This is a genomic window from Treponema parvum (genome assembly GCF_017893945.1).
Lineage (GTDB): Bacteria > Spirochaetota > Spirochaetia > Treponematales > Treponemataceae > Treponema_D > Treponema_D parvum_A.
On record NZ_CP054257.1, the window covers coordinates 643,055 to 659,138 of the forward strand.

Annotated in this window: 12 protein-coding genes; 8 read left to right on the forward strand and 4 right to left on the reverse strand. The window is 44.9% G+C overall.

Annotation, left to right across the window (positions count from 1 at the left end):
* Window positions 1–5 precede the first annotated feature (5 nt).
* Together HRI96_RS02905 and HRI96_RS02910 are read right to left on the reverse strand one after the other, a co-directional pair.
* A complete protein-coding gene (locus tag HRI96_RS02905; RefSeq protein ID WP_210118031.1) occupies window positions 6–1,040 on the reverse strand; it encodes a hypothetical protein in 1,035 nt (344 codons plus the stop codon).
* 176 nt (window positions 1,041–1,216) lie between these two features.
* Window positions 1,217–2,746: an FGGY family carbohydrate kinase gene (locus HRI96_RS02910; RefSeq protein ID WP_210118032.1), complete on the reverse strand. Its 1,530-nt coding sequence runs from the start codon at window positions 2,744–2,746 to the stop codon at window positions 1,217–1,219.
* A gap of 238 nt (window positions 2,747–2,984) precedes the next feature.
* Here HRI96_RS02910 and HRI96_RS02915 point away from each other — a divergent pair, with 238 nt between their 5' ends.
* A complete protein-coding gene (locus HRI96_RS02915) occupies window positions 2,985–4,154 on the forward strand; it encodes a cation diffusion facilitator family transporter (RefSeq protein ID WP_210118033.1) in 1,170 nt (389 codons plus the stop codon).
* A gap of 187 nt (window positions 4,155–4,341) precedes the next feature.
* On the opposite strand, the gene HRI96_RS02920 is transcribed toward HRI96_RS02915, so the two are convergent.
* Together HRI96_RS02920 and fusA are read right to left on the reverse strand one after the other, a co-directional pair.
* Window positions 4,342–5,022: an ATPase domain-containing protein gene (locus HRI96_RS02920; protein ID WP_210118034.1), complete on the reverse strand. Its 681-nt coding sequence runs from the start codon at window positions 5,020–5,022 to the stop codon at window positions 4,342–4,344.
* Between the two features lie 8 nt (window positions 5,023–5,030).
* Window positions 5,031–7,121 carry an elongation factor G gene (gene fusA, locus HRI96_RS02925; protein WP_210118035.1) on the reverse strand — a complete coding sequence of 697 codons (2,091 nt, stop codon included), beginning with the start codon at window positions 7,119–7,121 and terminating at the stop codon, window positions 5,031–5,033.
* A 678-nt stretch (window positions 7,122–7,799) separates the two neighbouring features.
* Here fusA and HRI96_RS02930 point away from each other — a divergent pair.
* The 7 genes from HRI96_RS02930 (at window position 7,800) to HRI96_RS02960 (ending at window position 16,053) form a co-directional block, all read left to right on the forward strand.
* The gene (locus tag HRI96_RS02930; RefSeq protein ID WP_210118036.1) at window positions 7,800–8,804 is read left to right on the forward strand and encodes a C4-dicarboxylate TRAP transporter substrate-binding protein; all 1,005 of its coding nucleotides are present in this window, start codon (window positions 7,800–7,802) and stop codon (window positions 8,802–8,804) included.
* A gap of 120 nt (window positions 8,805–8,924) precedes the next feature.
* Entirely contained in the window at window positions 8,925–9,434 is a 510-nt protein-coding gene (locus tag HRI96_RS02935; RefSeq protein ID WP_210118037.1) for a TRAP transporter small permease, read from the forward strand.
* Window positions 9,431–10,765 (forward strand): TRAP transporter large permease, encoded by a 1,335-nt coding sequence (locus tag HRI96_RS02940; RefSeq protein ID WP_210118038.1) that lies wholly within the window; start codon window positions 9,431–9,433, stop codon window positions 10,763–10,765. Before HRI96_RS02935 ends, HRI96_RS02940 begins: the two co-directional genes overlap by 4 nt.
* Window positions 10,766–11,092: 327 nt before the next feature.
* On the forward strand, window positions 11,093–12,628 hold the full coding sequence (gene gatB, locus HRI96_RS02945) for an Asp-tRNA(Asn)/Glu-tRNA(Gln) amidotransferase subunit GatB (protein WP_210118039.1): 1,536 nt from the start codon (window positions 11,093–11,095) through the stop codon (window positions 12,626–12,628).
* A gap of 194 nt (window positions 12,629–12,822) precedes the next feature.
* Window positions 12,823–13,602 carry a nucleotide-binding protein gene (locus tag HRI96_RS02950; RefSeq protein ID WP_210118040.1) on the forward strand — a complete coding sequence of 260 codons (780 nt, stop codon included), beginning with the start codon at window positions 12,823–12,825 and terminating at the stop codon, window positions 13,600–13,602.
* Window positions 13,589–14,848: a nitrogenase component 1 gene (locus tag HRI96_RS02955; protein ID WP_210118041.1), complete on the forward strand. Its 1,260-nt coding sequence runs from the start codon at window positions 13,589–13,591 to the stop codon at window positions 14,846–14,848. Before HRI96_RS02950 ends, HRI96_RS02955 begins: the two co-directional genes overlap by 14 nt.
* On the forward strand, window positions 14,845–16,053 hold the full coding sequence (locus tag HRI96_RS02960; RefSeq protein WP_210118042.1) for a nitrogenase component 1: 1,209 nt from the start codon (window positions 14,845–14,847) through the stop codon (window positions 16,051–16,053). Before HRI96_RS02955 ends, HRI96_RS02960 begins: the two co-directional genes overlap by 4 nt.
* Window positions 16,054–16,084 lie beyond the last annotated feature (31 nt).

Below are 16,084 nucleotides of genomic sequence, written 5' to 3' on the forward strand. Positions count from 1 at the left end.
GTGACTTACTCTTCAAATTCGTAGAAGGCAATTTCATTGATCTCTCTATTTGCAGAGACGATGCGGTCTTTACCCATAAAGTTGTATACAAGAACGTTTGTGCTTCCGCAATCCTTGTCTAAAACTTCCGCACGGTACCCGTTGTCGTATGAAAAAACGTAAAGATCGCGGCTTTCGCCTTTTCGATGCCCGATCACCGCCACCTGCTTGCCTTTTACCGTGCCGGCCCATATCGCATGTACAAACTCAAGTTTTTTGGGAAATTCATAAACGCATTTCCATGAACAGCCCGCATCCTGTTTTTTAAAGAATTTTACGGTATTCCCGTGAAAGGGCGACAGCGTTACCATTTCATCCTGCCCGTCTCCGTCAAAATCCGCAAAGGCCATATCGCTTGTTTCTTCATCAAGAAGTTTTTCTACCGACCATTCGGAATTTTTATCCGTAGGAGGGTGAATTTCAAAAATTCCCGTTGCCGATGAAATAACGGAATAATCCCCGTTTTTGTCGTGCCGGCGTATATATCCGTGATTCTTTAAAAGCCCGTCAACGATCACTTGCAGCTTTAAGTCGGCGTTTTCAGACTCGGGCGGCAGTTCACAGGCCAAATACTGTCCGGGGAAGCGCCAGTCGTCTTCGTATTCCTTTGTTTTTTTTATGGTAGCGCACACTAAATAACGCTTGCCGTCGGATTCAAGCACGTCGAATCTGTGCGCATAAGGTATTTTTATGAGAGTTTTTTCCTTCCAGCCCTGTGCCGTGGGACGCACCAAAACTATACACGCTTCATCCGCGTTATTCGGTGAAAACATCTTTTTCGTCGCGAGAAAGGCGCCGTTTTCTCCTTGAAGAGGAACGATCGACATGGTGCCGCTGGGGCCCTTCCATATTGTTTCTACGAACTTGCCTTCCGGCGTAAAAAGCAGGCAGTCGTCCTCTTTTTCCGCAGCAACGGCAATGTAAGGTTTATCGTTGTGCTGTATTTGCGCTATTGAATAGCATTTTTGCATGGGATAAACGGCTTTTTTTATCGCTTTCATCGATTTCCCTCTGATTTTTCGAATGAATATTCATAAAATAAACATAATATATGAATACTTATGATTTATTATAGATCATAATAGGAATTAGTCAATAAAGCGTCCAAAATAAGTCCGAAATAACGGCGGAACATGCGTGTTTGCGCCGTGCCGGAAAGCGACCATCGTGTGCGCTGTTAATGCACAGTCCTTTGTACCAATTCAAGCCATCTTTTTTTGTATCTATCGTATCCTATAAAATTGCCGGGAATGTCAGGCATATATTTAATGTTTATCGATTTTGAAAGTTCTTCTGCAGTCTGTTTTGTTGCGGCCATTATCGCGGTGATAGCGGCTCCGGCTGCGGTCGCTTCTTCCATGCTTGTTCTGAAAGTCTTGTTTTCTCTTAGCGCGGACGAGAGCAAAGAATTGTAAAGTTTGTTTTTCCGAAATCCGCCTTCCGTAAAAATTTTTGTGCCCGGCTTAAGCCCTGAGCGCCTTAAAGCCGTTTCCGTTTGAATTACCAACGAAGCGTTTAAGGCGGCAAAAAAGGCCTTTTCGTTTTTTATGATCTTCGGGATGTTTTTTCCGGATTGAATTTCTTTAAGGGAATAAAATTTCCCTTTTTCGCTTATTCCCGGCTTTGAACCGGTGAACTGTCCCGTAGACGGCAAAATTTCAGGCAAAACAAACGTGTCGCAATCTTTAAACAATTTGTTTACTTCTTCTTCGGTATACGAAGGAAATGCCTGAGTAGCGTTTATGTTTTTATAACAGTTGATCCACGTGTCAAATTCCATTCCGCCGAGAAAAATAGATGTTTTTATAGGATTACCGAACGCGGATTGATTAAAAAAGACGGTTTTTCCCAAATCTTCAGGATAAAGTTCCAAGGAATCCTGCGGGTGCATTGAGACGCACCAAGTTCCGGTAGAATTAAGGACAAAATCATTACCGCTTTCTTTTATGAGATAGGGCAGAATCGAAGCGTTTGAATCGTGAATTCCCATCGTTACATAGGTTTCCGCCGAGAGCTCAAGCTCTTTTGCAGCGTCTTTTGTGAGAGTTCCCAGAATGCTGCATGTTCCGGCGTATTTTGGGGGTAATAAGTTTTTTATTCCAAGTTTTTCGGCTATGTCTGACCAAGATTGAATTTTATGATCCCATAGATAAGTATGACATCCTGCATATGTGGGTTCAACGCCTGCAGCGCCCGTAAGAAGAAATCCCCAGTATTGCGGATAAAACAAAATGTTGTTTGTCTTTGCGAATTCTGCCGGAAAATATTTTTTCAGATAAAAAATTCCTTTTGCAAGATTTATCATCGCGTCAAATGCAGGAGAAAACGTGCTTTTTTGCAGATCCTCCTTTGTTCCTGCTAGGGCATAAAACTCGTTTTGAAATTCCGTTCCCGGCTCTTCCGTATAAAATATGCATGGAGCGCAGACGCGGCCTTCTTTGTCCGTGCATACGAACGTCGCTCCGTGCGCGGAAACCGCGATGGCCTTTATAGGATATTTTTTTGCGAATAACCGTATCTGCTCGAAAAACCACTTTTGCATTTCGCCAAGGTTATGAGTCTTCAGTTCCTGCCCTGTAACGGGATTTTTTATGATTTGAGGTTCGAAAGTCTTGTATGCCGCATCCAGCTGTTTAAGGGCGGCGTCATAAACTGCAACTTTTTTATTAGTCATTCCTATGTCGATGACTGCTACGGCGTATTCCATATTGTTTCCTCCCCGAATAATTTGCAATAAGCAGTTTTGCGGTGCGCGGGATTTTACGGTTCAACTGTTTTTTAGTATCAATTTCAATTTTAGGCATTTTTGCTAGAAATTGCAAATTCCGCTTTAGCCGGACTGCTTGCCTAGCCCTCAAACCTGCGCTTACAATTTTTTTATTTTGTGATATGATCGTTCAACGAGACCGCGACAATTTCAGCGGTTGAAGTTAAATGATTGTTTTATGTTTGGAATTTTAGTGAGAATCTTTATAGAAAACCCTGAAAACACTTCTGATTTTGCCGTGCGCGAAAAGTACGGGATTTTATGCGGCGTTCTGGGGCTTTTTTTTAATCTGCTCCTGTTTATTTTTAAACTTATAGTAGGAATCGTAACCCGATCCGTCGCCGTTACAGGAGACGCTTTTAATCATCTTTCCGATTCGGCGGCTTCGCTGCTTACCATTGTGGGATTTAAATTTTCTTCAAAAAAGCCCGACAAAGATCATCCGTTCGGGCACGGTCGGCTTGAATACGTTATGGGGCTTGCAATCGCATTTTTTATCATTACGGTAAGTTTGGAGCTTATGAAATCTTCCGTCTTGTCGCTGTTTTCGCCTAAGATGATAAACGCCGGGCTGTGGACGTGCGCGGTTTTGGTTTTTTCCATTCTCGTAAAGACGTACATGTACGCTTATAACCGCTTTACCGCAAAGAAGATAGATTCTGCTGCGATGTCCGCCGCAGCAAAAGACAGTTTGAGCGATACTCTTACAACCTTCGTAGTTCTTCTTTCCATATTGGTAAACCGCTATTTTGATTTTCCCATGATCGACGGAATTGCGGGAATGATAGTTGCGGTTTTCATATTTCTAAACGGAATCGAGGCGGTGAGAGACGTAGTTACGCCGCTTTTAGGCACAATTCCGCAAAAGCAGCTTGTGCGCGATATTGAAAGAACTGCGCTTAAATTTCCCCTAATCAAGGGAGTTCACGATATTGTCGTACACGAATACGGCCCTGGGCGCATGATAGTCACACTTCATGTGGAAGTTCCCGGAGAAGAGTCGGTCTTTAAAGTTCATGAAGCTATCGACTGTGCGGAAAAGGCGATACAGGAAGAACTTAACTGCATTGTTTTGATTCACGCCGATCCCATCGATTTTAATTCTCAAAAGAATCTTAAGGTGCGTAAGCTGCTTCCTGAAATCGCCTCAGAGCTTAAAGCCGGAATTACGGTTCATGAAGCGCGCTGCGTAAGCGAAGGTAAAAAAACGAAAGTCGTCTTTGAAGTGACGAAACCTTTCGAATGCAAGCTTTCCGATAACGAGATACGTTCTTATATTACGGCTGCAATGAAAAAGGAATTTCCGGAGTGCGAATGCAAGATGACGATAGAACACCCTTTTACATAATAATGCGGGCGCCGCGCTGCCGGATTATCTCCTTAAGTATCACATTTTTCAAAACGCGCCGTCTCATTGAACAAGGGAAGAGTAAAAAAAAAGCTGCCCAAAAGCTTACGTTTTCGGACAGCCCCATAGTTGCGTCAGGAATGTGTTAAGTAACTCTTCCCGTACGCAAATTTTGTAGTTAAAAAAATTATTTTTCGGTCAGAAGCAGGGTTTTTGCGTCAAGCCTCAGCGCGTCCTGAATTGCCGGCATACCGTGGAATTTCAGTATGGAAACATATACGCCGTCCTGCCTGGGCGAAAGATGAATTACTCCCGCAAAATACTTTTCCAAGTCTGCCGGGACGGAATCGTTTAAGGCGCCGCCTTCCGCAGTAGCGCTGAACCATGCCATGAGATTGTGTTTTTTTGTAAAGTCGGCGACGGCGGTTATGTCGTCTACGGTCACCTTTGACAGGTCCACCCCGTCTATGACCAGAGCTGAAACCGTGATACCGCCTTCATTTAAAGCTTTAAGAGTGTTTATGACTTTCGGCAGTGAAAAATTTTCCTGATTAAAATTCAAAATAGTTCTGTTACGAACCATCTTATCTTTTAATTCGGATGCGTTGGCCACATTTTTTCTCTTTGAGGCTTCGTTAAATATGCTTTCATACCAGGAAATCACATTTGATGAATGCTGGTCAAAGGAAACATGCACCAGATGTTTTCCCTGCGCAAGTTCGTCCATTCCGAATTGAACGAGAACGGACGTCTTTCCGAGTCCTTTTTTGGACGTTACCAAACCGATTTCACCGGTCTTTAAACCACCGTCGGTGCATTTATCGAAAATACGTACGGGACTATAATCGTAGTAGTCTAACTTTTCCATCTGAACTCCTATTTATTCTCTGCTTTTAATTTTTCAAGATAAGCCTTTCTAAGCTCCTCGGAAATATTATTCGGTACGCGGCCGTATTTAAGGAATTCCATAGAGAATTCAGCTTTTCCCTGCGTAGAAGACCGCAGAACGGTTGAAAATCCGAACATTTCGCTCAAAGGAACTTCGGCGTTCACCGTAGACTGGTTATTCTCATCGGTACTGTCGATTATAACACCGCGGCGCTGATTTATCAAACCGAACATATTACCCTGGAATTCCGTGGGGCCTTCGATGGAAACCTGCATGATCGGTTCAAGGATGACGGGTTTTGCTTTTTCATACGCTTCGCGGAAGGCGCCGATGGCGGCCGTCTGGAACGCAATATCGGAGGAGTCTACAGGGTGATATTGACCGTCGTTTATCGTAACTTTTACGCCCACGATCGGGAACCCGATGAGCGTACCTTTTTCGATTGCACGGCGGAAGCCCTTGTCGCAGCTCGGTATATATTCGTTGGGAATCGTACCGCCCTTAATCGCATCCACAAATTCGTAATCTTTGTCTGCGAGAGGCTCGATAAATCCCGCTACGCGGCCGTACTGACCTGCGCCGCCGGTTTGTTTTTTATGCGTATAGTTGAAGTCCGCCCGCTGAGTGATCGACTCGCGGTATGCAACTTCAGGAGCGCCGGTAACAACTTCGCACTTGTATTCCCTTTTCATGCGCTCTACATAGACTGCAAGGTGAAGCTCTCCCATTCCTTTTATTATAGTCTGATTGGATTCGGGGTCCACATAAGTTTGGAATGTAGGATCTTCCTTTGTAAAGCGGTTAAGAGCCTTTGCCATCTGATTGGCTGCGGCTTTGTCTTTAGGAGTGATGGATAAGGAAATAACCGGTGCGGGAACGAACATCGACGCCATGGAATAGTTTAATCCGCCTCCGCAGAAAGTATCGCCCGAAGCGCATTCAATACCGAACAAGGCTACGATGTCGCCGGGAACGCCTTCATTGATGTCTTCCATCGAGGCTGCGTTCATTCGTACAAGACGCCCCACCTTAAATTTCTGCCGTGAGCGGGTATTGTATAATTCCTGCCCTTTTGAGATTTTTCCTTGGTAAACTCTCACATATGTAAGCTGTCCGTACTGACCGTCGTCAAGTTTAAATGCAAGGGCTACGGTCGGCTTTTCGGCGGAAGAACCGAGCTCTACCACAGCTTCGTTATTATCCAAATCGAGCGCCGAGTTTTTTACTTCGGTTGGATTGGGCAAATATCTGGAAACGCCGTCAAGCAAAGGCTGAATTCCCTTGTTCATGTGAGCGGATCCGCAGAAAACGCCTACAAATTGTTCCGACAAGGTTCCCTTTCGGACTGCCGAGATGAGTAAGTCTTCCGGAATTTCTTTTTCTTCAAGGAGAGCTTCCATAAGAGTGTCGTCAAAATTGGAAGCGGCTTCAAGAAGTTCCGCGCGGTATTTTTTTGCCTCGTCAACGAGGTGTGCGGGAATTTCCGCCGTTCGGACTTCTTCTCCGGAAGGTCCTTCAAAGTAAAGAGCCTTCATGCTTACAAGGTCGACGACGCCTTCGAGTTTGTCTTCAAGACCGATCGGAATTTCCATCATGTATGCGTTAAGCCCCAGTTTTTCACGCAATTGCATGCGCACGCGGAATGGATTTGCGCCCTGCCGGTCACACTTATTTACAAATGCGATGCGCGGGACGTGATAGCGCTTTAACTGACGGTCGACCGTGATTGACTGCGACTGTACGCCTGCGACGGCGCAAAGAACCAAAATGGCGCCGTCAAGAACGCGGAGAGCCCGTTCCACTTCAATCGTAAAATCCACGTGTCCGGGAGTATCGATCAAATTTATCGTAATATCTTTCCACTTAACCTGTGTGGCGGCGGATTGGATCGTTATTCCGCGCTCGCGTTCCAGATCCATGCTGTCCATCACAGCTCCTACACCGTCTTTCCCGCGAACTTCATGAATCTGATGAATTTTGTTGCAATAAAATAAAATTCGTTCTGACAGAGTGGTTTTACCCGAGTCTATGTGGGCGCTAATACCGATATTCCTCATTTTGGAAATATCAAAGTTCATATCTCTTACCTCTCACAAATGGTATCAATAAAAGTAACTTGAAAAATAAACAAAACAACCAAGTCTTTTAACGTATTTGACGATAATACTGAAAATACGCGATTTGTTCAACACTATGGTTAAATTTCGAGTTTTGAAAATTTTACGCCTTCGGCGAGAACGCCGTCGGCTTCGCCGCGGTCGAGCTTTTAGAGTAGAATTCTGCAAGTATAACGCTCGAAGCGTCACGCCGCCGGAACCTCGCCTTAAGCATCTTGTTTTCAAAACTCGCCATTCAGTTGGACACTACGGGGCGGGGTTGGAAAATTTCGAGTTTTGAAAAATTTTACGTTTTAGGCGAGAACGCCGTCGGCTTCGCCTCACTTACGATTTTGCAAGGCAAACTCGCGATAAAATGACGAAGTGCAAATGCTGCTGTTTTTTTCTTGCGTTATGGATAATCTCGTGTTATCATTCTTTTAGGTTTAAGAGCCAGCGCTTTCATAAAGATATAACCATAGTTTCTGTTTTTGAGATTTAGAGTGAAACAGATACCTGATTGTTCTATTACCGATGCTATTTAAATTAGTATGGTTTTAGGGCTCGGTATGTTTGTTTCACTTTTTGTTTTTTAGACACGACTATGGTGATTTTAGAAAGTTCTGGGAATCAATAATTCTGCAAGGAGGAATTATAATAATGAAAAAGTTTGTAAAATCGATCGTTACGGGCCTTTTAATTTTGAGCGTTGCCGGTCTTGCGTTTGCCGCACCAAAAAAGAAATCTCTTATTCTTGCAACCAAATTCTTGGACTCTGAAGAGACGGCGATGTCGTTAAGAAGGGTAGAGGCTGCCATTAACGAACGCGGTAAGGCCGTAAATCTTGAAATCAAAATGTACCCCGGTCTTACGTATGCAAAGGCTGCGGACTGCATGGAACAGATCACTCAGGGGGCAAACGTTATTTCCTGCGACGGTATAAACTTTATTGCCGAATATGTTCCGGATTATGACGCCGTAACAGGCCCCTTCCTTTATGCGGACATGGCGGAATATCTTGCTATGACAAAGACAAAGCTTGTTCAGGATCTTAACGCCAAAGCTGCAAAGAAAGGCATTCACGTTCTTTCCTTGGATTATGTATTCGGATTCCGCAGCATGATGACCAATAAGGTTATTTCGGAACCCGCCGACATGAAGGGACTTAAGATCCGCGTTCCAGAGTCAACTATTTATTCATATACTCTCGACGCTCTCGGTGCAACTCCGATCGCTATGCCTTACCCGGATACGTATTCCGCCATACAGCAAAAAGTTATAGACGGAGTTGAAGGTTCCATTTCCACATACTGGGGAACAAAGCAGTATGAGAACGTAAAGAATTATTCTCTTACGAACCATATTCTCGCCGTTTCCGGTATAGCGATGTCCGAAAGCTATTGGAAGGGGCTGACAAAGGAACAGCAGCAGATTATTGCCGAAGAATTTAAAAACGGCGCCGACGATCTTTACAAGAATACGCTTGCACAGGAAAGCGAAATGCTTAAAAAACTTGAGGCGGTGGGCGTAAAGGTAAACAAGGTAGATACCCCCGCATTTTCGGCGGCATGCAAACCCGTGTATTCAAGGTTCCCGAAATGGACGCCCGGAATTTTTGATCAGATTCAGGCGGAACTTGCAAAGATCCGTGCAAAAAAACAATAGACGTTTTTGCGGGTGCAAAACCGTACGCTTCGTTTGCGGGGCGTGCGGTTTTGTTTGAGACCGTTTAAGCGCGTGTCTTTTTAGATTTTTAGTTATACAAAGAAGGATCAGGAGAGAACGGTGAAATTCGATAAAAAAGATTTGTTATCAAATTTTGAATTGTACCTTGGCGGTTTTTTTATCGCTTGCACTGTAGTTATTACCATTGCAAACGTGTTTACCCGATACTGTTTGGGGTTTACATTTTTCTGGAATCAAGAAGTTGCCTTAATCGGCTTTGTTTGGACAATTTTCCTTGGTGCTGCGGGTGCATTTAAACACAGGATGATGATGGGTGTAGACTTTTTATTGCAAGTTACACATGGAAAAGTAAGAAAAACTATAAGATTGGCCGGAAGTGTTTTTGTTTTGATCATTACTTCTACAATGTTGTCGCTTTCGACGGCGTACATATTAAGAAGCCAGAAGATAACCCCTGTTTTACAGATTTCATATAAGTGGTTGAATTTAAGTATAATTCTTTCATTCGTTCTTATAACGATCTACGCTATAAAGAACGTGATAAGTGAAATTCTTATTTTTATAGGTAAGCGGCCGGAACCGTCTCTGCTTGTGGAGGAAAATATATGATTTTTACGCACCCGATGTTTCCTATTTTCGTATTGTTTTTCCTTTTCTTTATGAACGTGCCGATTGCGCTTTCTCTCATAGGTTCGACTCTTTATTATTTTGTATTTATCAACCATAACATGCCGACGAGCCTGGTCATTCAGCAGTTCGTTTCGGCCGTAGAGTCGTTTCCTTATCTTGCCGTGCCGTTTTTTATCATGCTCGGTTCCGTCATGAACTATTCCGGATTGAGCGACAGGCTTATGGACTTTGCCGAAGTTTTGGCGGGGCATCTTAAAGGCGGACTTGCGCAGGTAAACTGCGTGCTTAGCGCTCTCATGGGCGGAATTTCAGGTTCCGCAAACGCCGACGCCGCTATGGAATCAAAGATTCTCGTTCCCGCAATGCTGAACAAGGGTATGCCTTTGGATTTCAGCGCTGCCGTCACGGCAGCTTCGTCGGCGGTAAGCCCCGTAATTCCTCCGGGAAACAACTTGATCATGTACGCACTTATCGCAAACGTAGCGGTAGGAGACATGTTTTTGGCTGGTTACACACCCGGCATCTTAATGACCCTGTCCATGATGATAGCGGTTCATTTTATCGCCGTAAAACGCAACTATGCTCCCAGCCGCGACAGAATGGCTTCTCCTCTGGAAATTATGCGCCAAGCATGGAAATCGATATTTGCGCTTTGTATTCCGTTTGTAATAATACTCGGAATGCGTATCGGAATCTGTACTCCTACCGAAGCCGGTGGAGTTGCCGTTCTTTTTGCCTTTGTCATAGGTGCGTTCGCATACGGAAAATTAAAGCTTTCGCACATTCCTCTTATTCTGAAAGAAACCGTACAAAGCACCGGTTCGGTTATGATCATCATTGCCGCAGCGAAGGTGTTCGGTTTTTATATGTCTTGCGAATCAATCCCTGAAATGATTACGAAGGCTCTGCTGGGGCTTACGCAGAACAAGTTCCTGCTTCTTATGGTGATCAATTTAGTTCTTCTTGTCGTCGGCATGTTTATAGAAGGCGGTGCCGCCCTTATTATCCTTGCGCCTCTTTTAGTGCCTGCCGTCATGAGCCGCGGAGTTGATCCTTTGCACTTCGGAGTAATTTTGATTGTAAATATCATGATAGGAGGTTTGACACCGCCGTTCGGTTCGATGATGTTTACGGTTTGTTCCATAGTGAACTGCCGCTTTGATAAATTTATCAAACAGGTTTGGCCGTTTATCATTGCGCTTTTGGTTGTTTTGGTCATTGTTACATATTCGGAAAGTATCGCTTTGCTCATCCCGAAAATATTCGGATACGAGCCGATTCATACGGGAATACAGGCCCTTGGCGGGTGACGCCGGGTATCTAAGGAAGCGCCGATTAAAGCGAGGAGCGCATTTAATCAGAGCTTCCTCTTTGTCCGATAAAATGACGCGTTTTGAAACATGTTACGCTGCCGCCCGGTTTTATTTACCGAACCGTGCGGCGTTTTTTTTTTGACGTATGTGTGTTTTTAGAGGTCTCGCGGGCATCTTTTCGAAACGGATAATCAATATTCGCCCAGCCGCCCCGCCTGCGAAAAATCCGCCTCCTAAAAGATTGTTCAAATAATAAAAACTCTGTATACTGTAGAACGCATAGCGCGAAACGCCGTGCCGCATACTGCAGATTTAAGGAATATTATGGGCATCGATAAATATGAAATAGTGATAGGCTGTGAAATTCACACGCAGCTTTTGACCGCGACAAAAGCTTTTTGCGCATGTGAAAACCGCTACGGCGGTATGCCGGATACGCGGGTATGTCCCGTTTGCTTGGGGCTTCCGGGCGCAATGCCGCGCGTAAGCAAGGGCTATGTTGAGCTCGGCGCCGTCGCGGGGCAGGCTTTAAATTGCCGCATAGCGCGCTTTACCAAATTCGACCGCAAACACTATTTTTACCCTGATTTGGCAAAGGGTTATCAGATTACCCAGTACGATATTCCTCTTTGTTCGGACGGATATGTCGATTTGCCTTTTACGCATTTTCCCGAAGAAGAGCGGCCCGGCGGTAAAAAATTTAGGCCCGATAATTTTAAAGGCGAAAATTGCGTTATCGACGGAAGCTATCGCCGCGTCCGCGTAGAACGCATTCATTTGGAAGAAGACGTAGGAAAATCGCTTCATTTTGAAGGAAAACATTCCTATATAGATTATAACCGCTGCGGAACGCCTCTTATTGAAATAGTTACCAAACCCGATATTTCAAGTCCCGACGAGGCGTCTCTTTTTATGCAGACGGTGCAGGAAATTCTACGTTATGTCCGCGTCACAAAAGGCAATCTGGAAGAAGGAAACATGCGCTGCGACGCAAACATAAATCTTAACATTTGGGAAAACGGAAAACTTTACCATACTCCTATTTCCGAAATTAAAAATTTAAACTCGTTCCGCGCGATACGCGAAGCCTGCTCGTACGAGGCCGAACGGCAGCTGCGTGAATTTGAAACTGACAGAAAGAAATTCGAGCCGGGCTATAAAAACACCATGACTTGGGACGAAGAAAAGGGCGTTACCGCCGTCATGCGCACAAAAAATTCTTTTGTAGATTATCGTTTTGTGGTCGAACCGGACATAAAACCGTTCAGCGTAAGCGAAAGTTTGATAGAAGACGCCCGTAAGGCCGTCGGAGAACTGCCCGAAGCGAAGCGCACGCGCTTTAAAAAGGAATTCGCCCTGAGCGATTTTGACGCGGAAACACTAACTTCAACGCGCGAACTTGCCATGTGGTTTGAAGAAGCGGCAAAAAATTCCAAAAGCGCAAAGCGCGTCGCAAATCTCATACTTTCGGAACTCCTTGCGGTGTTGAACGAAAAGAATCAAACTGTCGGCGAAATCGAAATTACTCCTTTGCACATCGCAGAGCTTGCGGATGCGCTGGAATCGAACAAGATCACAAGCAAGCAGGGAAAAGAAGTCTTTGCCCTGATGCTTGAAAAAAATCTTCTTCCTTCCGTTATCATCAAAGAACAAGGTTTTGAGCAGGTCAGCGATGCGGACGCGATAGAAAAGATCGTCGACGACGTTATAAACGCAAATCCCAAAGCCGTGGCTGATTTTAAAGGCGGCAAAACGAACGTCGTAGGATGGCTTATGGGGCAGGTGATGAAAAAGTCTTGCGGCAAGGCCGATCCGAATCAGGCTTCCGCTCTTTTGAACAAAAAGCTGTCTGGTTTATAAAAACTGCTTCGGCGTGAAAACGTACCGGCTCTTTGCATAAATCGCCGTATAAAAGCCGTAGCCGTAGAGTCTTCGGCGTCTTTATAAAACGGCTTAATCCGACAGTGAAACATCGAGTTTTAATTTTCCGGCTTATTGACATTATTTAAAAAAAATTCAAGAATTAGAGGCAGCTAATAAAAGTTAGTCAGTGTATGAAAAAGATAGCGATTTACGGTAAGGGCGGAATAGGCAAATCCACTACTACGTCGAATTTGTCCGCAGCTTTAAGCACATTGGGTTTTAAAGTGATGCAGATCGGCTGCGATCCCAAATCGGATTCTGTAAAAAACCTTATGGGGGGAAAAAGAATCCCTACGGTGCTCGATCGGCTGCGCGAAAACGAAAACGTTAAACTAACATTGGCCGACATAGTTTTTAAGGGGTTTAACGGCGTTTTGTGCGTTGAAGCCGGCGGGCCTACGCCTGGGATCGGCTGTGCGGGACGAGGCATTATCACCGCGTTCGATAAACTCGAAGAGCTCGATGCCTACGTAACCTATAAGCCGGATATAGTTTTATACGACGTTTTGGGCGATGTCGTCTGCGGAGGGTTTGCTATGCCTATCCGAAACGGCTATGCCGACGAAGTTTATATAGTTACGTCAGGCGAAATGATGGCTTTATATGCGGCATCCAATATCGTTCACGCTATAAACAATTTCGGTAAGCGCGGCTACGCTCGGTATGCCGGCGTTATTTTGAACGCGCGAAACGTAGCCGATGAAGTTGAATTGGTAAATAAGGCCTTAAAAGAGATAGGCGGTTCGATAATTCAGGTAATCCCGAGAAGCGCGACGGTTCAGGATTCCGAAAATCAGGGGAAAACCGTTATCGAAGCGTACCCGAAATCCGAAATGGCAGGGGTTTACCTAGAACTGGCAAAAAAGATAGGCGACTCGCTTAAAAAAGAAGAAAACGATGCAGTGCTGTAACGCTAATTTCGATAAGTGTCTTCACTATGTATCTCCCGGCCACGGCGGCTGGGGGGTTATCCGTGTAGCCGCCCTGGTTCCCGAAAGCCGGATGCTTTTTATTTCTCCATTCGCTTGCGGCAGGCACGGCGCCTTAGGCGGAATGCTTGCAGGCGTAAAAGACAGAATATCTTATCTTTTTATCGACGAAAGCGACATTGTCTCCGGTAATTATGAAGAGATGATCCCGAATGCCGTTGAAGAGCTTTTTGAATTTTTAGGCGAACGCCCGAAAGTTCTGTTTTACTTTGTTTCCTGCCTTGACGATCTTTTGGGAACCGATCACGAGGCCGTATGCGCCATTCTTTCGGAAAAATATCCGGACGTTCATTTCCGTTCCTGCCACATGAATCCTTTTCAGATGGACACCGCAATTCCGCCCATGGTCGGCCTTCAATTGAATATTTACAGTCTCCTGCCGGAAGGCAGAAAAAAAAATCCCAAACAGATAAATTTGCTTGGAAATAACGAGCCCGTAAGCAAAAGCTGCGAATTGTTCCGTTATACTGCGGCACAGGGGTTTACGGTTAAGCATATTACGGATTGCAAAACTTTTGAGGAATTTGAAAGCCTTGCGGAGTCCTGCTTGAACATAATTGTAACTCCGCCTGCAAAAAAAGCCGGCGCTAAATTGGAAGAAAGGCTTAAAATTCCTTATTTGATCCGGTTTGTAACCTATGACGTTGAAGAAATAAAAGATTTTTATTTAAATCTTTTTGCCAAGCTGAATATGACGCCGCCTGATATGACGGGCGATATTGAAAAAGCCGAAAACGCGTTTAAAGCGGCAAAAAAAGTAATAGGCGATTTTCCTATTGCGATAGATTTTCAGGCGATAAAGGCGCCGTTTTGTCTTGCCAGAGTGCTTTTGCAGCGCGGATTTAACGTTCGGTTGATCTGCGCCGATCAGGTTTTGGAATTCGATAAAGCAAATTATGAATGGCTCCGCCTGAATTATCCCGAACTTGAAGTGATGAATCCGCTGCATCCCGATACTGTAAAATTCGAATACAAGGGCAGGGATTTTCTTTGTATAGGTTTTGACGCCGGCTATTTAACCGGCAGCAAACACGTTGTGGACTTTCTTGACGACGCTGGGAACTACGGTTTTGACGGCATCGCGAGGCTGTCTGACCTTATGATCAAAGCGTACGAGCAGGAAGCTGACGTTAACAAAATGATCAATGACGCCGGATTGATAATATGAGTAAACTGTGTATAACCTTACCGCCTTTAGCTCCGGACTACTCGGGCGTAGCGTCCGCCCTTTTCGACATGGGCGGAATGATAGTGATCCATGACGCGTCAGGCTGCACGGGCAATTACGTCGGTTACGACGAACCCCGCTGGATGGGTTCAAAATCGGCGGTTTATTGTTCGGGGCTCCGTCACATGGACGCGGTTTTAGGCAGAGACGACAAATATATCGACATGATCGTAAAAGCCGCCGAAAGCATACGCCCGAATTTTTTTGCTTTTTTGGGCAGCCCCGTTCCGATGGTGATAGGCACGGACTACAAGGGAATCGCCGAAGAAGTTGAAAACATCACCGGCGTTCCTTCCATGGGATTCGATACGAAGGGGCTGGACTATTACGATAAAGGAATTTCCGAAGCGCTCATTGCGGTTTTGAAAAAATTTGTTCCTGCAGCTATGCCGGAATCTTTTGTCCCTAAGATCAAGGCGATAAACCTTGTAGGCGTTACGCCGCTTGACTTCGGGAATAAGGGAAACGACATATTCCTTAAAAAGGCGTTTGAAGAAGAAGGCGTTGCGGTTAATTCTGTTTTATCGATGGGATTGACGATCGACTCGCTTATAGCTTCCGTAAATTCAAAATTGAATGTCGTCGTTTCTTACAGTGGACTGGACGTTGCGCGGTTTATGAAAAAAAAGTACGGCATCCCGTTTATCGCAGGGCTTCCGCTGGGAAACAAGGACAAGAGTTTTATTCTTAGAGTAAAAGAGCTGCTTGAAAGCGTTCCGCCCGTTCCGTCGGATTTTGAAAGCAACGGAATGTCGCTCGATAAAGAACTTAATAAAAGCAGTTCGGTAAATATTTTGGTTGCGGGCGAGCAAGTGTTCGCCCTTGCGGTTAGAAACAGATTGCTTCGTATGAATAGAGGATTTCATGTCGACGCGGCCTTTTTGTACAATGCGGCAGAAGAATATTCGGAGGCGGGCGACCGTGTTTGCAAAAACGAGGGCGAGCTTCGCGCCATGCTCAATTCGGGAAAATACCGAAAAGTCATCGCGGATCCGCTTGTCGGTCAGCTTATAAAAGACCGGTCAAAAATTGAATTTTACGGAACGCCGCATCCGGCTCTTTCGAGCAAAATCCATTGGAATGAAATTTTTAATTATTTCAGTTCGGATATGGAGGATTTTCTCCATTCAATCGTTAAAAAATAAAAGGGAACCTCTAAAAACTGCAGTTTTTAGA